This is a genomic window from Curtobacterium sp. MCLR17_031 (assembly GCF_003234775.2).
GTDB classification, from domain to species: domain Bacteria; phylum Actinomycetota; class Actinomycetes; order Actinomycetales; family Microbacteriaceae; genus Curtobacterium; species Curtobacterium flaccumfaciens.
This window is the reverse complement of the sequence record NZ_CP126270.1, coordinates 670,674-688,160: the sequence shown is the minus strand read 5'-3', so window position 1 is coordinate 688,160 and position 17,487 is coordinate 670,674. Positions and strand designations below refer to the sequence as shown.

Here is a 17,487-nt window from a genome sequence, read left to right as displayed (position 1 = left end):
GACTGCAGGGTCAGAACCCGCCGAGCAAGAGGTACGCCCCGAGCACCGCGACCGTCCCGACCACCCCGGTGCCGAGCGCCACCACGCGCGCGACGGGTGAGCGGGTGCCGACGACCCCGATGCCGAGGAGCACCACCCCGACGACGATCTCGACGGCCCAGGTGACGTGCCCCGTCGTCGCGGCGACCTGCAGCAGCCCGCGGATCCCCTCGCCGACGAGCACCGCGGCCGTCACACCGAGCGCCCCTGCGCGCCACCGGGCCTCGCGGGACCGCACCGCCACGGCGGCCGCTCCGGCCAGCAGCCCGGCCGGCACCCCGAGCAGCACCCAGGGGTTCGTGATCGACAGCACGTCGGGGAACCCGCGCAGGACCGTCGTGGCCCAGTACCCGACGTGCATGAGCTCGAGGAGCACGACGCCGAGCACCATCGCCAGCGGCAGGGCGACCCGGCCCCCTCGTGCTCCGGCAACCAGGCACAGCAGCGCGGCGACGAGGAACCACGGTCCGGCCGAGTTCGACACGGAGGCGAGTGCGGGCACGGCCTGCCCGAACGAGGTCAGGACGCCCGCCAGGAACGCCCCGCTCAGCGCGATGGTGACCCGCACCACGGCGGGGACCGCCGCGGGCGGCTCGACGGACGTCGGCACAGCGGAGCGGGTTCCGGCGGACAGGGTCGCGTTCATGGCACCAGCCTCGCCGGACCCCACCGAAGCCGCATCACCCCGAGGAGCGAGAACCCCCGACCCGGCCTCACCCCAGAGGATGACGCCGAACCCGGCAGGACACCGAGCCCGGCAAGACGCCGAGCCTCGCAAGACGCCGAGCCCCGCAAGACGCCGACCCCCGGACGACGCACCGCTCAGACCACCGCCGCCAACGACCCCCGCACGCCGCTCGTCTCGCCGCCCACCCGTTCCCACGACCGCGCCAGCACGTCCACCAACCGCCCCCGATCGGCCGGGGCCATCGTGAACGGCACCCGCAGGAACCGCTCGAACCCACCGTCCGGCCCGAACACCCCGCCAGAGGCCAGCACCACACCCTCGACCCGCGCGGCGAGCACGAGCGCGCTCGACACCGGTCGGCCGAGCCCCACCCACGTCGTCAACCCGCCCGCCGGTGCCGGGACGTCCCACTCCGGGAGCCGCGCCCGGAGCGCCCCCACGACCGCGTCGCGACCTTCGCGCAGGGACGCACGCCGCGCCTCCAGGACGGCCGCCGTGCGCGGTACCAGCTCGCGCACGACCAGCTGGTCGAGCACGGGGGTGCCGAGGTCGCCCGTCGGGCGGGCGAGCAGCAGCCGCTGCAGCAACGCCGGATCGGCGCGGATCCAGCCGATCCGCAGGCCGCCCCAGAAGACCTTGGCGGCGGAACCGATCATCACGACCGACGACCCCGACGGGTCCGCCGCCGCCAACGGCGGCGACGGCTCCCCGTCGATCCGCAGCTCCCCCATCGTCTCGTCGGCGATGACGATCGTGCCGACCGAGGACGCGACCGACAGCAGGAGCTGGCGGGTCGACGCGGACATGGTCGCACCGGTCGGGTTGTGGAGCTCGGGCATGACGTACGCGACGGAGGGCGCGGTGCGACGCAGCGTCGTCTCGAGCGCGGCGGCGTCCCACCCCGTCCGCGCGTCGACGGGGACGCCGACCAAGCGGCCGCCGGCCTCGCGGAAGGCCTCGTGCGCGTGCGGGTAGGTCGGGGACTCGACGAGCACGGCGTCGCCACGGCGGACGAGCACGCGCGCGAGCAAGGCGATCGCGTGCTGCGCGCCGATCGTGACGATGACCTGGGCGGGCTCCGTCGGCAGTCCGCGCTCGGTGTAGCGCGCGGCGATCGCGGCGCGGAGGCCGGGGTCGCCGACGGTGTCGTAGCCGATGCCGGCGAGCGCCGCCGGCACGTGCCGGACCGCCCGCTCGACCGCCTCGTCGATGCCGGGGGCTGCGTGCAGGGCCGCCTTGCGCAGGTCGAGCAGGTCCCCCTCGACGACCCCGCCCAGGCGTTCGGGGTCGGGCCGGCCGACCAGGTCACGGGGCAGGTGGACCACGCTGCCGGAGCCACGGACGGACACCAGGAACCCGTCGGAGCGCAGGCGGGCGTAGGCGTTCGCGACGGTGGTGCGCGAGACGCCGAGGGCTGCGGCCAGGCCACGCTCGGCCGGCAGCCGGACGCCCTGGGCGACCCGTCCGTCGATGACGAGGACCCGGAGGGCATCGGCGAGCGCCTCGTAGGCCGGGGCGTCGGTCCCGGCGCGCCAGTCGGTCAGCAGGTGGGCGGTGGCGCGGGCACTGATCAGGACAGGGGGCACGGGTCCACGGTAGCGCGATTGGCTCTCGACCTGCAGGCCAATCTGTCGGGACGATGGCCACATGCCCCGCCACACCGCCCTCACCCTGCGCTTCGTCCAGCTCTTCGTCGGACTGTTCCTCTACGGCGCCTCGACCGCACTGCAGGTCCGCGCGGTGGTCGGCGTGAGCTCGTGGACGGTGCTGACCCAGGGGCTCGAGAACGTCGTGCCGTGGTCGTTCGGCGTCATCACGGTGGTGTCGAGCGGCGTCATCCTGCTGCTGTGGATCCCACTCCGCCAGAAGCCGGGCATCGGGACGCTGCTGAACGCCCTGGCGATCGGGCCGAGTGCCGACCTGGTGCTCTGGGTGGTGCCGGAGCCGTCGGGGATCGTCGCCCGGATCGGGCTGTTCGCCGCGGGACTCGTGCTGCTCGCGGTCGCGACGGCGTTCTACATCGGTGCGGGCTTCGGCACGGGCGCGCGAGACGGCCTGATGGTGGGCCTGCACCAGCGGCTCGGCTGGCCGATCTGGCTCGCCCGGACCCTGGTCGAGGTCACCGTCGTGATCGTCGGGTGGATCCTCGGCGGGGACGTCGGCGCGGGCACCGTCATCGCGGCGTTCGCGATCGGCCCGATGGTCCAGCCGCTCATGCCCTCCTTCCGCCGGTTCCCGTGGAGCCCCGAGCGCACGGCCGCAGCGTCCGAAGCGAACGTCGCCACACCCACCCTGGAGGCCCGCCCCACCCCCGCCACACCCGCTTCGTGAGCAGGAATGGTCGGGTCCACTGCCCCGACCCGACCATTCCTGCTCACGATCGCCCGGCGATCGCGTGCGACCCCTTGCGGCCGCGGGGAACGCGATATAGCGTGACCTCCACAGACGCGATACATCGCGAGTTCCAGGAGGCAACATGGCGCAGGAGAAGTGGCTCGTCGACGAGCCCAAGGTCATCGACACCGGCATCGTGCGCACCGTGCGTGTCGGCCTCGTCGGCGGGCAGGTGGACGTCGTCGCGCACGACGAACCCACCGCCCGGGTCGAGATCCACAGCGTGTCCGGCAAGCAGATGCTCATCGAGGTCGACGGCGACACCCTCACCGTCGACCACCCCCAGGTCCGGTGGGACGACCCCATCGGGTTCCTGAAGTCCTTCCGCGGCAAGGCCCACGCCGACGTCAGCATCCTGGTCCCCCGCGACGCCAGCATCACGCTCGGTGTCGTCTCGGCCGGTGCACTGCTGTCCGGCACGAACCGCGGAGCCACCCTCAACACGGTGTCCGGCGACCTGGTCGTCGACGGCGTCGCGGGTGACGTCACGGTCAACGCCGTCTCGGGCGCCACCACGATCCGCGACCTCGACGGCGCGCTCGCGGTGCACACTGTCTCCGGCGACGTCGTGGCCACCGGCGAGATCCCGCGGTTCCAGGCCGACGGTGTCTCGGCCGACGTCGTGCTCGACCTGCACGGGGTCCCCGAGTCCGCCCGCGTCAACACGGTGTCCGGGTCGGTGAGCGTCCGCCTGGCGGACGGCGTCGCCTACAAGTGCACGGTGAACACCGCGACCGGCAAGCTGCAGTTCGACGACGCCGAGATCCGCGGGGTGCGCGGTTCGTACGTCAAGCAGGGCGGCGAGCTGTCCGGCCAGTGGCTCGACCTGCGGGTGAACTCCGTCTCCGGCGACATCGCGGTGCTGCACGCCCCGCCGGTCGCCGAGCCGACACCCCCGACGACGACGACCACGCCGCCGACCACACCGACCACCCCGACGAACGAGAGCGAGGTGCCCGAATGAGCCCCGTCTTCGCCCACGGCCACCTGCGCCTCTACCTGCTCGTCCTGCTGGCCGACCACCCCATGCACGGCTACGAGCTCATCCAGGCACTCGGCGACCGCTTCGGCGGCACCTACGTGCCGAGCGCCGGCACCGTGTACCCCCGGCTCGCCAAGCTCGAGGACGACGGCCTGGTCACGAAGACCGCCGACGGCCGCAAGACCGTCTACGCGATCACGGACGCCGGCCGCGCCGAGCTCGCGGCACGTGCCGACGAGATCGCCACGGTCGAGTCCGGGGTCAGCGACTCGGTGAAGTCGTTGGCCGACGGCGTGCGCGCCTCGGTCGGCGAGGCCATGCGCTCGCTCCGTGCCGACCTGGCCGCAGCCGCCGAGAGCCCGGCGACCGGTTCCGCCGAGGAGCCCGTGTCCGTCCCGTCGGACAGCGCCCGCGCATTGCGCGAGCTCGAGATGGCACTGTCGTCGTTCCGGCAGCAGGTGCGTGCGGACCTGCGCCGTCGAGCGACCCGCGGCACGCTCGGTGCGGACACCGTGACGCGTCTGCGTGACGGCCTGGAGGCCCTGCGCAAGTCGCTCTGACGGCCCGCGGCCGACAGGCGGTCGCGACCAGGGCCTCCCGGCCGTCACCGGGACCGCCTGCGGAACCGGGACCGCCCCCGGAACCAGGTTCCGGACACAGCACCGTGCAGATGCGCGGTGTGGTGTCCGGAACCTGGTTCCTCAGCGCCCCGCACCCGGCGGATCGGGAGCCGGCAGTCGCGTCGGCGGGAAGCCGGCGAAGGCATCGCCTGCCGTCAGGTCCTCCCCGTGCTCGACGCGCGCCACGGTGGTGCGGACCGCGGCCAGCTGGCGGGCCAGCCGGTCCCGTTCGTGCTCGAGCCACGTCAGGTGCGCCGTGAGCGCCGCGACGTCGTCGCCCTCGTCGTCGAGCCGTCGCGCGATCTCCGGCAGCCCGAGTCCGAGCCCGCGCAGCAGCAGGATGCGCTGCAGCCGGACGAGCGCACGGTCGTCGTAGCGCCGGAGGCCACCCGCGCTGACCGCGGTGGCCGGCAGCAGCCCGACGGCCTCGTAGTGCCGCAGCGTCCGGCTCGAGACACCGGCGGAACGCGCCACCTCGGTGATGGCGTGGGGAGCTTTCGCAGCTGCGTCACCCGGGCCTGTCGATGCGCTCATGCTGGCGACTGTACTGGTTGACGCAGCGTCAAGCGTGAGAGGTGCGCGACACCCAGGGTGGCGCGCCCGCGGCCGACCGGGAATGTGCGGCAGGCGAACCGTGTTGACTCGCGCCCGGAACTGAGTAGGTTTGCCGCTCGTGACGAACGAGATCCGGTCGTTGAAAGCACGACTGATCGGGGATCCCCTCCCCTCTGAGAAGCTCGAAGGACAGCTCCTCCCGAAGCACCTGGCCCTGCCGATCTTCGCGAGTGACCCGCTGTCCTCTGTCGCGTACGCGCCGCAGGAACTCCTGATGATCCTGCTGCTCGGCGGCATGGCCTTCCTGACGTTCGCGCCGTGGGTCGCCGCACTCGTCGTGCTGCTGCTCGTGGTCGTCGTCGCCTCGTACCGGCAGCTCATCAAGGCCTACCCGTCCGGTGGTGGCGACTACGAGGTGGCGCACCGGAACCTCGGCGAGAAGGCCGGGCTCGTCGTCGCGAGTGCACTGCTCGTCGACTACGTGATGACGGTGGCCGTGTCGGTCGCCTCCGGTGTCGACAACATCATCTCGGCGCTCCCGATGCTCGACCACTTCCGCGTCGAGCTCGCCCTGCTGTTCGTCGTGCTGCTCGCCGCCGCCAACCTGCGGGGGGTGCGGGAGTCGAGCAAGGCCTTCGCGATCCCGACCTACCTGTTCGTGGCGAGCGTCTTCGCGATGGTCGTCACCGGTCTCGTCCGCGTCGCCGCCGGCAACGCCCCGGTCGCCGAATCCGCGGCGTACACCGTGCAGAACGTCGAGCACACCACGCAGGCGGCGTTCATCCTGCTGCTCCTCCGCGCCTTCGCCTCGGGCTGCTCGGCCCTGACCGGCGTCGAGGCCATCGCGAACGGCGTGCAGGCGTTCCGCCGGCCGAAGATCAAGAACGCGCAGGCAACCCTGGTCGCCATGGGCGGCATCGCGATCGTCCTGTTCATCGGCCTCATCACCCTGGCGCTCGTGTCACACGTGCACTACGCCGAGCGGGCCTGCGACCTGCAGGGCTTCGCGAACTGTGCCACCACGCCGCAGCGCTCGCTCATCGCGCAGATCGCGGCCGCGACGTTCGGCAACAACTCGGTGCTGTTCTTCGTCATCCAGGCGACGACGGCGGCGGTCCTGCTCCTCGCGGCGAACACGGCATTCAACGGGTTCCCGCTGCTCGGCTCGATCCTGGCGCGGGACTCGTACGCCCCGAAGGCGCTCTCGACCCGCGGTGACCGGCTCATCTACTCGAACGGCGTCATCGTCCTGGCCCTCGTCGCCGCGGCGCTGCTCGTGGTCTACCGGGCGAACGTCACGAGCCTCATCCAGCTCTACATCATCGGTGTCTTCGTGTCGTTCACGCTCGGACAGACGGGCATGGTCGTGCACTGGACACGGCTGCTGCGGGCCGATCGGGACGGGACGGTGCCCGCGGGCGACCCTGCCGTGAACCGCGGGCAGGTCGTCCGTTCCCGCACGATCAACGCGATCGGCGCCACCTTCACCCTCGTGGTGCTCGTCATCGTCACGATCACGAAGTTCACCCACGGCGCCTGGCTGGTCTTCCTGATCATGCCGGTGCTGTACGTGCTCATGCTCGGCGTGAACCGCTACTACCGCGACGTCTCGCACGAGATCGAGGCCGACGTCGAGACGAAGTTCGGCGCCACCGGCGACCACGCCATCGTCCTGGTGAACAAGCTGCAGAAGCCCGTGCTCAAGGCGCTCGACTACGCGATCGCCGCCGAACACGCGAGCATCGAGGCGGTGCACGTCGCGATCGACGACGCCGAGTCCCAGCGTCTGCGTGACCAGTGGGCGGAGTACGGCATCCAGGTGCCCCTGACGATTGTGCCGAGCCCGTACCGCGACATCTCGATGCCCCTGATCAAGTACATCAAGGCGCACCGGGCCGAGCACGGCTCCGAGGTCGTCACCGTCTACACCCCGATCTTCATCGTCGGGCACTGGTGGGAGGGCCTGCTCCACAACCACCGCGGCCGCCGTATCCGCAAGAAGCTCCTGCTCGTGCACGGCGTCACCGTGGCCCTGGTGCCGTGGCTGCTCGACTCGTCCGAGCTGCTGTACGGCCGCCGTTCCCGCCCGCTGCCCGGCCAGGAGCGCCGCGGCGAACCCGTCCGGCCCCCGCTCCGCCGCCCCGCGCAGCCCGGTTCGTCGGCCGAGACCGCGGCTTCGGCTTCGGCTTCGGCTTCGGCTTCGGCTTCGGCCGAGGACCGGCTGCTCCGGTCCGCCGAGCGCAACAGCCTGCTGCCGCGCCGCGCGACCCGTCCGGCGGGCCCCGCCGAGGGCGTCGACCCCGCGCTCTGCACGGGCGAGATCCACGCCCTCGTGCCCTCCCCGCCGCGACGGGGAGCCGACGAGTCGTAGCATGTGGCCCCATGACCATCAGTGACCAGCGGACGTTCGCCACGTTCGACGGACACGGCGGCAAGGTCTCGAAGCGCGTCGAGGTGCTCGACCACGAACCGCCGGCCGGCAGCCCGCTCGAAGGACTCGTCGCCGTGCGCGGCGAGCACCCCCTCGGCGCGCGCGACGAGCGCGCCGCCGACGAGTCCGCCGCGCTCTCCCGCGGCGTCCCGAGCGTCGGATGGGTGGACCCGGCCGCGCTCCGCGACTGGTACCGCCCGGACCGCGTCGTCCTCACCCGGCTCGAGGCGCGGCAGTCCGGCATCGAGCCCGGCGTCTACGCCGACTCCCGTGGGCGCGGTCGCGTCCGGATCGACAGCCTGGAGGCCCTCCTCGCCCCCGACGGCCGGCCCGCCTTCCGCGCACTGGCCGGGCCCACCGCCGAGCCCGTCGTCGACGTGCCACTGCCGACCGACCAGGCCGTCCGCCTGGTGGCGGTGACCGCGGTCGACGAGGGACTCGAGGTCGTCACCGCCCCGGTGTCCCCGTTCCTGCAGCCCGGCGAGCACCCGATGTACGGCGACGACGTGGTCGGGTTGCCGCCACGTCCGGCGAGCGGTCGGGTGCGGGTCACGGCGTCGGTGCTGCTCGACGGCGAGCTGCACGAGGTCGACCGGATCGACGAGCGTGCGGCGACCATCTGGATCCGGCGGGACGACCGCGTCGTGCCGATCGCCACGAGTGCCGTCGGGGCCGACCTGGTGCGGTACGCGGCGACGGTCGTCTGAGCCGCTTCGGTGCGGATGCGTGCCGTTGTGCCGCTGGGCCGCTGAGCCGCTTCGGGGGACGCCGCTGCTGCGTGTCGTGACGGGGGTGCGGCGTACCGTCGCGGACATGAGTGACGCAGACCGCGACCAGCAGCAGACCCCGGACGCACCGATCCAGGGCGAGACCCTCGGCGGCCCCCGACCCGACCCCTCCACGGACGCGAGCAAGGACCCCGAGCAGTGGGTCACCGGCGACGAGCCGATGACCGGACCGCAGCGCAGCTACCTCGACACCCTGGCCCGTGAAGCCGGCGAGGAACTCCCCGCCGACCTCACCAAGGCGCAGGCGTCGGAGCACATCGACCGCCTCCAGCAGCAGACGGGCCGCGGCGCCGATTCCTGAGAAGCAGTCCGCCCTTCGGCGGACTGCTGTCTGGGCATGCTCTGGGCATGTCCTGGCGAAGCGCGGCCAGTCCCCTGTTCGAGGACGATCGATGACGCGTCACCGGCTACCTTCGTGGCCATGCGAACGACATCGACCTCCATCGGCCTGACCGCGCTCCGCATCGTCCTCGGGGTGGTGTTCATCGCCCACGGCGGCCAGAAGTTCGCCCAGGGCATCCCCAACGTGGTGCAGGGCTTCTCGGGCATGGGCGTCCCCCTCGCCGAGGTCGCAGCACCCCTCGTCGCCGGACTCGAGCTCGTCGGCGGCGTCCTGCTCGTGCTCGGCGTCGCGACCCGCGTCGTCGGCGTGCTGCTGGCCGTCGACATGGTCGTCGCCGGGTTCCTGGCCCACGGCACCGCCGGCTTCTACTCGCAGGACGGCGGGTTCGAGTACGTGCTCGTGCTCGCGGTGGCCTCGCTCGCCGTTGCGCTGACCGGGCCCGGGCGGTTCTCGCTCGATGCCCTGGTGCTGAAGTCGTCACGCCGTCGTCGTGGCGTCGAGGAGCCCCTGCCCGCCTGAGCCGCGCGCCCCGGTTTCGTCCGGTGCGAGGTTCCGTACTCGGTGCGAGCTCGCGAGGGTCGCACCGGGAACGGGACCTCCCACCGTTCACGCGGCCCCTCGCACGGTGCGGGGGGCCGCAGGGCCGTTCAGCCCGCCAGTGCGTCCATGACCTGGCGGGCGATGCGTCGGCCGGCCCGGTTCGCACCGATGGTCGATGCCTGCGGACCGTAGCCGGCCAGGAACAAGCGCGGCTCCTCGGCCGACCGGCCGTCCTCGACCACCACGCCGCCCGCCGTGGTCCGCAGGTGCAGCGGGGCGAGGTGCCGCAGGTCGGCCCGGAACCCCGTCGCCCAGACCACCGCGTCGGCGTGCACGTGGGTGCCGTCTGCCCGTACCACCCCGGTCTCGTCCAACCGGGTGAACATCGGCTCGTCGCGCAGCACGCCGCGGTCGATGCCGGCGCGGATCCGTCGCGACACCGGGACCCCGGTGCCGCTGACGATGCTCGGCAGGACCTCGCCGGCGCGGGCGGCACGGTCCTGTTCGTCGACGGCGGCCACCGCGGACTCGACGTCGAGCGACGCGGTCCCGGCCCAGACCATCGGGCGCCGGGTGAACCACCGCGTCGAACGGGCGACGCCGTCGAGTTCGAGCAGGAACCCGATCGCGCTCGTCCCACCGCCCACCACCACGACGTCCTGGCGGGCGAACTCGGAGGCGCTGCGGTACTCGGTCGTGTCGACCTGGCGTCCGCGGAACACGTCGCGCCCCGGGTACCACGGCACGAACGGGGTGCCCCACGTGCCGGATGCGTTCACCACGACGTCGGCACGGATGCGCGTGACGGTGCCGTCGGCGCTCCGGGTGGTGACGCACAGGCCGCCGTCCGCCGGGGTGTCGCCCGCCACGCCGCCGTCGCCTCCGATGCGTGAGACGGACGTCACCGTGACCGGGCGCCGCACCCGCAGGTCGTAGTGCTGCTCGAACCGCCGGTAGTACTCCCCGACGACGTCCCGCGCGGGCCGTGACCGGTCGGCGTCGTCGAACTCCAGGCCCATCGCGCGCATGCCGGGCAGGTCGTGCACCCGGTGTGCTGCTCCGAGCCGCAGTGCCTCCCACCGGAACTGCCACGCCCCACCGGTGCTCGGCGCGCGGTCGAGGATCACCAGGTCGCTGCCGGGGACGAGCCCGAGGCGACGCAGGTGGTATCCCACGGAGAGCCCCGCCTGCCCCGCACCGATCACCACCACGCGGGCGTGCTGGTCGACCGGGGGCTCGAGGGGTTCCGTCATCACTTCGATTCTGCTGTGCGGGCCAGCCGTCGCGCGACGTCCAGATCGAGGTACATGGTAGAGTGATCGGCAGATTTCAAACCACGAACCGTCTGGTTCCCCGAGTGATCTTCCGTCATTCGCCAGGACCGGACCAGAGCCGAACGAGGGGGTCACGCATGGGGCGCGGCCGTCAGAAGGCGAAGCACACCAAGGTCGCCCGTGAGCTGAAGTACTTCAGCCCGCAGACGAACTACGGTGCGCTCGAGCAGGAGCTCTCCGCCGGACAACACTCCGACGAGAACTACGTCGACCGTTGGGCGGACCAGTACGGTCCGGAACCGGCGGAAGACGAAGACGAGTTCGAGACCCAGGCAGACCAGAACAAGTCCGCCTGACCTCTCTCGCAGTGACGCCGCGCAGCCCTCGGGCAGCGCGGCGTTTCCGCGTGCCCGGACACCCGTCGGCGCGCTCGGGTCCCGGCCCCGACTGATCACGACTCCCCGCGTGCATGATGCCGAGCGGCCACAACCCGTCGGTTGCAGGCCCGCCAGGCGACGGTTCGCGACCATTCACCGCCAGCTCCACGGCGAGTCCCCGGCACGCGAAGCACCGGCGGTACGGGGAAGGCTGACCGAGTCCCGCGCCCGGCACCGCACCGGAGTGGTCACGACTCCCCGCATGCACGATGCCGAGTGGTCACGAACGGTCGGTTGCAGGCCCGCCAGGCGACGGTTCGTGACCACTCACCGCACGCACTTCGGCGAGCCGGTTGCGCGCCCAAGTCCCGGGCTCGAGTGGTCACGACTCACCGTGCGCACGACGCCGAGTGGTCAAGAAGCGTCGGCTGCGGGCCTGCCGAACGACGGTTCGTGACCACTCGCCGCACGCACCACGGCGCGGCGGAGCCGGAGCCGCCGGCCCCGGAGCCCCACCCAGCGGGTCAGCCCGCGTAGCTCCCGACGAGCCGGACCGCGCCGCCGTCGACACCCTTGGCGCCCTGCTCGAACCCGGTCAGGTCCCGCGCGGACGTGGCGATCGTGCCGACGGGCCACGTGGGCATGCCGGCGGCACCGAGCGAGGCGATGACCTCGGCAGCAGCCCCGGCCGAGACGACGGCGAACATGCCGATGCCCAGGTTCCAGGTGCCCTCGGTGTCCTCGATCGGCGTGCCGGCCATGTCGGCCAGGACCCGGAACACCGGGAGCGGCTGCCAGGTGGAACGGTCGACCTCGACCCAGGAGCCGACGGGCAGCACGCGCGCCAGGTTCGCAGCGATGCCACCCCCGGTCACGTGCGAGAGCGAGTGCACCGCGCCCGGGTGCTGCTCGAGCAGCGCCAGGAGCGGTGCGGTGTACAGGCGGGTCGGCTCGAGCAGGGCCTCGCCGACGGAGACCGCGCCGCCGAACCCGACGCCGCTCAGCTCGGGCAGCTGGTCCGTGAAGCCGACACCGCGCGACGCCAGGATGTGCCGCACGAGGGAGTACCCGTTGGAGTGCAGGCCCGACGACTCGATCGCCAGGACCACGTCGCCGTCCTGCACCAGGTGCTCGCCGAGCTGCGCGTCGGCCTCGACGACACCCGTCGCCGCACCGGCCACGTCGTAGTCGTCCGGGCCGAGCAGCCCCGGGTGCTCGGCGGTCTCGCCACCGACCAGCGCGGTGCCGGTCTCCGAGCAGCCGCGGGCGATGCCGGCGACGATGTCGGCGATCCGGCCCGGCACCACGCGACCGCACGCGATGTAGTCGGTCATGAACAGCGGCTTCGCGCCGACCACGACGATGTCGTCGACGACCATGCCGACCAGGTCCTGCCCGATGGTGTCGTGCTTGTCGATCGCCTGTGCGATGGCGACCTTGGTGCCGACGCCGTCGGTCGAGGTCGCGAGCAACGGGTGTGAGAAGTCCTTCAGGAACGAGACGTCGTAGAGCCCGGCGAACCCACCGACGCCACCGAGGACCGAGGCGTTGTGGGTGGCCGCGACCGCGGACTTCATCAGTTCGACGGCCAGGTCACCGGCAGCGGTGTCCACTCCGGCTTCGGCGTACGGGTTGGGCATGCGGAGTCCTTCGCGGTGACATGGCAGACTTGTGCGGTACCCCCCGATTCTACTGATCTGGAGCACACCCGCGAATGTGCGGCATCGTCGGCCTTGTTGCGCAGGGCCCCGCCAACCAATCCATCTACGACGCACTGCTCCTCCTGCAGCACCGCGGGCAGGACTCGACGGGCATCGCCACGGTCGAGGGTCACGTGCACCACATGCACAAGACCCGCGGCCACGTGCGTGAGGCGTTCCGCACCCGCGACATGCGCGCCCTCCTCGGCACCATGGGGCTCGGACACGTCCGCTACGCCACCAAGGGCGCCGCGACGAACGAAGAAGAAGCCCAGCCGTTCTACGTGAACGCGCCGTACGGCATCGTCCTCGTCCACAACGGCAACCTCACCAACACGCGGGAACTCACGCGTGAACTGTTCGACATCGACCGTCGTCACCTGAACACGACGAGCGACACCGAGCTCCTGGTGAACGTGCTGGCGCACGAGCTGCAGGGCCAGGTCCGCGGTGCGAACCTCGACCCGGGTCAGGTCTTCGACGCCGTCGAGCGCGTGCACGAGCGGGTCGAGGGCTCCTACGCCACGATCGCGACCATCGCCGGGCACGGGCTGCTGGCCTTCCGCGACCCGTTCGGCATCCGCCCGCTGATCCTCGGCCACAAGTTCGACGAGGCCGGGCAGCCGGAGTGGGTCGTCGCGAGCGAGTCGCTCGTGCTCGAGTCCGGCGGGTACGAGATCGTCCGGGACATCGCTCCGGGCGAGGCTGTCTTCATCGAGATGAACGGCCAGATGCACGCCCGCCAGTGCGCGAAGAACCCGCGCCTGGTGCCGTGCTCGTTCGAGTACGTCTACCTGGCACGTCCCGACTCGGTGATGAACGGCATCTCGGTCTACGACGCGCGTCTGCGCCTCGGCAACCGTCTTGCCGACACCATCGAGCAGTACGCGCCGACCGGTGACATCGACGTGGTCATGCCGATCCCGGACTCGAGCCGTCCGGCGGCCATGCAGGTCGCCCGGAAGCTCGGCATCGAGTACCGCGAGGGGTTCTACAAGAACCGCTACGTCGGCCGTACCTTCATCATGCCGGGGCAGGCGGAGCGCAAGCGTTCGGTGCGCCAGAAGCTCAACGCGATGTCGTCCGAGTTCAAGGGCAAGAACATCCTGATCGTCGACGACTCGATCGTCCGTGGCACCACGAGCCGCGAGATCGTCGAGATGGCCCGGGCCGCCGGCGCGAACGAGGTCACGTTCACGAGCGCGGCACCCCCTGTCCGCTTCCCGCACGTCTACGGGATCAACATGCCGACGCGCGCGGAGCTCATCGCCCACGACCGGAAGATCCCGGAGATCAACCGCGTGCTCGGCAGCGACCACCTGATCTACCAGGAGGTCGGGGACATGCGCGACGCCATCATCGAGGGCTCGGACGTGACCGACCTCGAGATGAGCTGCTTCACGGGCGAGTACGTCACGGGCACCGTGAGCCCGGAGTACCTGTCCTGGGTCGAGGCGAACCAGCTCAGCTGAGTGGTGGTCGCGATCGCAACCACCAGACGGACGGGAGGCCCAGTGCCAGCTGGCACCGGGCCTCCAGTCCGTTGATCGGGAGCGGCTACGGCCGCTGGTCACCGTGGTCGTCGAGCTCACCGTCGACCGTCTCGGGCGGCAGTTCGACCTCGACGCGCTCCGCCGTCAGGCGGGCCGACCGCCGGGCGTAGACCCGGTCGAACACGACGGCGACGACCGCACCGACGAAGGCGCCGATCGTGACGCCCCACAGGCTGAAGTAGCCGACCAGGCTGCCGAAGCTCGTCTGGTCACGCTGGCCGCCGAGGTTCATGGTGAGGGCGACCACGACGAGGGTCGCGAGGAACCCGAGCACGGCACCGCCGACGATGAACACGCCGAACTTCGGTGCACGGCGGATGGTGACCTCGTCGGGGCTGGCGACCGCGCTGGGAGCCGGTGCCGGCGTGGGGAGCGGCTGCTCGTCGGGTTGATCGGTGTTGCTCACCCGTCCATTGTCCCCCACTGTGGGACGTCCCGCGGCCTGTGCGCGGCGACCGATCCGGGAGAGGATGGACGCTACTGGTCGGTATCCCAAGCGGAGGAGGTGTGTCGGATGCGTGAACGAACCGCACCCGCCCGCCGACGCCGACCGGCCGCCCCCGCCCGCGTGGCCTGGCCCGTCGCGCAGCGCGCAGAAGAGGACCGCGCCGTCGCCGTCGTCGCCGAGCACCGGTGGAGCGTCGCGCTCGTCGGTGCCCCCGGCATCGGCAAGAGCACCGCCGCGGCGCGGGTCACCGACCGAGTCGCCGGTCGCGACGGCACCGGCCGCACCGTCGTCGTGCCGATCACGGCGGTCGCCGCGAGCCGGTCGATGCCCTTCGGCGCCGTCGCCGAGCGCTTCGGCGAGCTGCCGGCGTCCATCTCGGAGCTGTCCGACGACACCGGCGCCGAGCAGCGCTTCCGGGCGATCGAGGACCTCGTCGACCGCGACGTCCTGCTCCGTGTCGACGACGCCGACCACCTCGACGCGATCTCCGCGCGGTACGTCGCCTGGCTGGTCCGCCGGCAGGGCGCCCGGCTCGTCCTGACCTGCCGCGACTTCACGGCGCTCCCCGAGCCGCTCCGCGCGCTGTGGCAGGACGACCTGCTCGAGCGCATCGACCTGCAGCCGCTCGCGCTGCACGAGACCGCGGCGCTCGTGGCCGAGGCGCTCGGCTCGCCGCTCGAGAACGCCTCGGCCGAGCGCGTCCACCGCGCCACCGCCGGCAACCCCTTGTACCTGCGCGAGGTGGTCCGTGCGGCGCGGGTCTCCGGCGCCCTCGACCACACCGCGACGGGGTGGTACTGGCGTGGACGGGTGACCGCGTCGGACAGCCTCGCGGACATGTACCGCACCGAGCTCGGGTCACTGCCGGAGGACCTGCGCGACGTCGTCGACATCGTCGCCCTCGCCGACCCGATCCCGCTCGCGCGCCTGCTCGGCCTGGTGACCGGCGGGGACGTCGACCGGGTCGTCGCGCTCGGCCTGGTCCGCATCGACTCGCTCGACGACGGCGCCGCGGTCGTCCGGCCGTCGCACCCGCTCGTCGGCGAGGTCATCCGGACCCTGGTGCCGGTGGCCCGGCGAACGGCACTCTTCGCGCGCGCCAACGCCTTCCGCACCGACCGGCCCGAGGGCGCACCGCCTGCCGCACGCCTTCGTGCCGCCCTGTGGTCGCTCGAGTGCGGGGTCCTGCCGTCGGTCGACCAGTTGCTCGACGCTGCGCAGGTCGCCGTGCGGCTGCAGGAGCACGAGAGCGGGATCGCCCTGGCCTCGGCAGCGCTCCGCACGACGCTCACGCCGACCGAGCAGGTCACGGCGCACTGCCTCCGCTCGCTGGCGTACTCGTACTCGGACGGGCGCGAAGCCGGCCGCGCCGACGCCGAAGCGGCCTGGGGCGTGGCGAAGCGACACGTCGGCGACGTCACCGACGAGGCCGTCATCGAAGCGTGCGAGACGCTGGCGAACATCCGCCAGTTCCACGACGACGACGTCGCGGCCTCCGTGGCCCTGACCGACGCCGCCACCCGCCTGGTCGTGTCCGACGAGGCCGTCGAACGGCTGCGGCTGCTGCGGATGGCGCACCAGGGCTGGGGCGGCGACTTCGCCGAGGTCCGGGCCGAGATCGAGCGCAGCGGCATCGTGGACGCCCCGACGATGCCGATGTCGTTCCTCGCCGTCGCACCCTGCGCCGTGATGGCGTTGGCGACCGCCGGCCGGTTGGACGACGCGTCCGCGCTCGGTCACCGTGCCCTGGCCACCGCCGTGGCGCACGTCGAGGCAGCACCCTGGAGCGTCGGCGAGAACTCCTCCGTCCTGCACCAGGTGCAGATGTGGCGCGGCGACCTGGACGACCTGATCATCGAGGTGCCCGCGGGGCGGTCCAGTCCCTACCTGAAGTACGACTTCACGCTCGAGCTCATCGGTCAGGGCAACCTGGCGATCGCACAGCGCCGCTGGGACGATGCCGTCGCCGCGTTCTCGGCGGCGTGCGAGCGGTACGACATCGCCGACCACGGCGGGTTCGCGGCCTACCCCTGGGCACGTCTGGCCCTGGCGCTCGCGTACGGCGGACGCGCGGAAGAAGCCTCCAGCGCGCTCGAACGTGCCCGGAGCACCCCGCAGCGGGCGATGCGCATCACCGGCGAGCAGGTCGCCGTGTCGATCGCCTGGACCGAGGCCGTGCTCGGCAACCCGGCCGGGCTGCAGCACGCCGACGAGATCATCGAGCGCAGCACGGCCAACGGCTCGTGGACGCACGTGATGTACGGGTACGCCCTGCACCACGCGGTCGGCATGTCGCAGGGACGCGACTCGACCGGCTCGCTCGAGCGGATGCGCGACGCCGCCACCCGCGTCGACGGACCGCTCGCCGCAGCCGTGATCGAGTACGCCGACGCCGTGCGCGCCGGCGACCGTACGCGGGTGATAACGGCGCAGGGACTGCTCGCAGCACACGGCATCTCCGTGACCGCGGGGCACTCGAAACCGCCGCTGACGAAGCGCGAGTACGAGGTCGCGGAACTCGCCGCCCAGGGGCTGAGCAACCGGCGGATCGCGGAGTCCCTCGGGCTGTCGACGCGGACGATCGACGCGCACCTGTCGCGTGTCTTCGCGAAGTGGGACCTGCACGCGCGGTCGGAGCTCAGCGAGCTGCTCTGAGCTGCCCGGTACTCGGCACGGCCGGCTCCGCACTCGGCACGGCCGGTTCCGCGTTCCCGCGTCGGCTGTCGCGCACGCAAGAACGTTGCGGATTGCAGCA

General features: G+C 72.1%; 16 protein-coding genes. 10 read left to right on the top strand and 6 right to left on the bottom strand.

The genetic code is table 11. From position 1 onward, the window contains the following. Positions 1-10: 10 nt before the first annotated feature. Positions 11-685, bottom strand: coding sequence for a DUF6518 family protein (locus DEI96_RS03400; RefSeq protein WP_111024961.1), 675 nt, complete (start codon positions 683-685; stop codon positions 11-13). Between the two features lie 176 nt (positions 686-861). Then, on the bottom strand, positions 862-2,313 hold the full coding sequence (yczR, locus tag DEI96_RS03395) for a MocR-like transcription factor YczR (protein ID WP_258373014.1): 1,452 nt from the start codon (positions 2,311-2,313) through the stop codon (positions 862-864). Between the two features lie 61 nt (positions 2,314-2,374). Between yczR and yczE the strand changes: the two genes are divergently transcribed. The 3 genes from yczE (at position 2,375) to DEI96_RS03380 (ending at position 4,663) form a co-directional block, all read left to right on the top strand. Further along, positions 2,375-3,058, top strand: a complete 684-nt coding sequence (gene yczE, locus DEI96_RS03390) for a membrane protein YczE (protein WP_284183627.1) — start codon at positions 2,375-2,377, stop codon at positions 3,056-3,058. A 145-nt stretch (positions 3,059-3,203) separates the two neighbouring features. After that, positions 3,204-4,085 carry a DUF4097 family beta strand repeat-containing protein gene (locus tag DEI96_RS03385; RefSeq protein ID WP_111024218.1) on the top strand — a complete coding sequence of 294 codons (882 nt, stop codon included), beginning with the start codon at positions 3,204-3,206 and terminating at the stop codon, positions 4,083-4,085. After that, entirely contained in the window at positions 4,082-4,663 is a 582-nt protein-coding gene (locus DEI96_RS03380) for a PadR family transcriptional regulator (RefSeq protein WP_071405831.1), read from the top strand. Before DEI96_RS03385 ends, DEI96_RS03380 begins: the two co-directional genes overlap by 4 nt. A gap of 141 nt (positions 4,664-4,804) precedes the next feature. Here the strand turns inward: DEI96_RS03380 and DEI96_RS03375 are convergent, their stop codons facing one another. Beyond that, entirely contained in the window at positions 4,805-5,257 is a 453-nt protein-coding gene (locus DEI96_RS03375) for a MerR family transcriptional regulator (RefSeq protein WP_111024219.1), read from the bottom strand. A gap of 130 nt (positions 5,258-5,387) precedes the next feature. Here DEI96_RS03375 and DEI96_RS03370 point away from each other — a divergent pair, with 130 nt between their 5' ends. The 4 genes from DEI96_RS03370 to DEI96_RS03355 all read left to right on the top strand — a co-directional run bounded on the left by DEI96_RS03370 (position 5,388) and on the right by DEI96_RS03355 (position 9,359). Continuing rightward, the gene (locus DEI96_RS03370; protein ID WP_111024220.1) at positions 5,388-7,649 is read left to right on the top strand and encodes an APC family permease; all 2,262 of its coding nucleotides are present in this window, start codon (positions 5,388-5,390) and stop codon (positions 7,647-7,649) included. Between the two features lie 11 nt (positions 7,650-7,660). Further along, the gene (locus DEI96_RS03365) at positions 7,661-8,416 is read left to right on the top strand and encodes a hypothetical protein (RefSeq protein WP_111024221.1); all 756 of its coding nucleotides are present in this window, start codon (positions 7,661-7,663) and stop codon (positions 8,414-8,416) included. A gap of 106 nt (positions 8,417-8,522) precedes the next feature. Further along, positions 8,523-8,798: a DUF3072 domain-containing protein gene (locus tag DEI96_RS03360; RefSeq protein WP_017886246.1), complete on the top strand. Its 276-nt coding sequence runs from the start codon at positions 8,523-8,525 to the stop codon at positions 8,796-8,798. A 120-nt stretch (positions 8,799-8,918) separates the two neighbouring features. Next, positions 8,919-9,359: a DoxX family protein gene (locus DEI96_RS03355; protein WP_111024222.1), complete on the top strand. Its 441-nt coding sequence runs from the start codon at positions 8,919-8,921 to the stop codon at positions 9,357-9,359. Positions 9,360-9,487: 128 nt separating this feature from the next. Here DEI96_RS03355 and DEI96_RS03350 read toward each other — a convergent pair whose 3' ends face one another. Then, positions 9,488-10,633 (bottom strand): NAD(P)-binding domain-containing protein, encoded by a 1,146-nt coding sequence (locus tag DEI96_RS03350; protein WP_111024223.1) that lies wholly within the window; start codon positions 10,631-10,633, stop codon positions 9,488-9,490. A 158-nt stretch (positions 10,634-10,791) separates the two neighbouring features. On the opposite strand from DEI96_RS03350, the gene DEI96_RS03345 reads away from it, so the two are divergent. Further along, entirely contained in the window at positions 10,792-11,010 is a 219-nt protein-coding gene (locus DEI96_RS03345; protein WP_017886249.1) for a DUF3073 domain-containing protein, read from the top strand. A 545-nt stretch (positions 11,011-11,555) separates the two neighbouring features. Here DEI96_RS03345 and purM read toward each other — a convergent pair. Continuing rightward, positions 11,556-12,671 carry a phosphoribosylformylglycinamidine cyclo-ligase gene (gene purM, locus DEI96_RS03340; RefSeq protein ID WP_111024224.1) on the bottom strand — a complete coding sequence of 372 codons (1,116 nt, stop codon included), beginning with the start codon at positions 12,669-12,671 and terminating at the stop codon, positions 11,556-11,558. A gap of 74 nt (positions 12,672-12,745) precedes the next feature. Between purM and purF the strand changes: the two genes are divergently transcribed. Further along, positions 12,746-14,203: an amidophosphoribosyltransferase gene (gene purF / locus DEI96_RS03335; protein WP_027465037.1), complete on the top strand. Its 1,458-nt coding sequence runs from the start codon at positions 12,746-12,748 to the stop codon at positions 14,201-14,203. An 85-nt stretch (positions 14,204-14,288) separates the two neighbouring features. Here the strand turns inward: purF and DEI96_RS03330 are convergent, their stop codons facing one another. Further along, positions 14,289-14,690 (bottom strand): hypothetical protein, encoded by a 402-nt coding sequence (locus DEI96_RS03330; RefSeq protein WP_110858851.1) that lies wholly within the window; start codon positions 14,688-14,690, stop codon positions 14,289-14,291. Positions 14,691-14,798: 108 nt separating this feature from the next. On the opposite strand from DEI96_RS03330, the gene DEI96_RS03325 reads away from it, so the two are divergent. Further along, entirely contained in the window at positions 14,799-17,387 is a 2,589-nt protein-coding gene (locus tag DEI96_RS03325; RefSeq protein ID WP_146246933.1) for a helix-turn-helix transcriptional regulator, read from the top strand. The last annotated feature ends 100 nt before the right edge of the window (positions 17,388-17,487 follow it).

What these genes read in the sequence shown, in the direction of transcription:
- yczE (WP_284183627.1), top strand. Translation starts at nt 2,375, where the DNA reads ATGCCCCGCCACACCGCCCTCACCCTGCGCTTCGTCCAGCTCTTCGTC.
- DEI96_RS03365 (WP_111024221.1), top strand. Translation starts at nt 7,661, where the DNA reads ATGACCATCAGTGACCAGCGGACGTTCGCCACGTTCGACGGACACGGC.
- DEI96_RS03380 (WP_071405831.1), top strand. Translation starts at nt 4,082, where the DNA reads ATGAGCCCCGTCTTCGCCCACGGCCACCTGCGCCTCTACCTGCTCGTC.
- DEI96_RS03325 (WP_146246933.1), top strand. Translation starts at nt 14,799, where the DNA reads ATGCGTGAACGAACCGCACCCGCCCGCCGACGCCGACCGGCCGCCCCC.
- DEI96_RS03385 (WP_111024218.1), top strand. Translation starts at nt 3,204, where the DNA reads ATGGCGCAGGAGAAGTGGCTCGTCGACGAGCCCAAGGTCATCGACACC.
- purF (WP_027465037.1), top strand. Translation starts at nt 12,746, where the DNA reads ATGTGCGGCATCGTCGGCCTTGTTGCGCAGGGCCCCGCCAACCAATCC.
- purM (WP_111024224.1), bottom strand. Translation starts at nt 12,671, where the DNA reads ATGCCCAACCCGTACGCCGAAGCCGGAGTGGACACCGCTGCCGGTGAC.
- DEI96_RS03350 (WP_111024223.1), bottom strand. Translation starts at nt 10,633, where the DNA reads ATGACGGAACCCCTCGAGCCCCCGGTCGACCAGCACGCCCGCGTGGTG.
- DEI96_RS03360 (WP_017886246.1), top strand. Translation starts at nt 8,523, where the DNA reads ATGAGTGACGCAGACCGCGACCAGCAGCAGACCCCGGACGCACCGATC.
- DEI96_RS03400 (WP_111024961.1), bottom strand. Translation starts at nt 685, where the DNA reads ATGAACGCGACCCTGTCCGCCGGAACCCGCTCCGCTGTGCCGACGTCC.
- DEI96_RS03345 (WP_017886249.1), top strand. Translation starts at nt 10,792, where the DNA reads ATGGGGCGCGGCCGTCAGAAGGCGAAGCACACCAAGGTCGCCCGTGAG.
- DEI96_RS03375 (WP_111024219.1), bottom strand. Translation starts at nt 5,257, where the DNA reads ATGAGCGCATCGACAGGCCCGGGTGACGCAGCTGCGAAAGCTCCCCAC.
- DEI96_RS03355 (WP_111024222.1), top strand. Translation starts at nt 8,919, where the DNA reads ATGCGAACGACATCGACCTCCATCGGCCTGACCGCGCTCCGCATCGTC.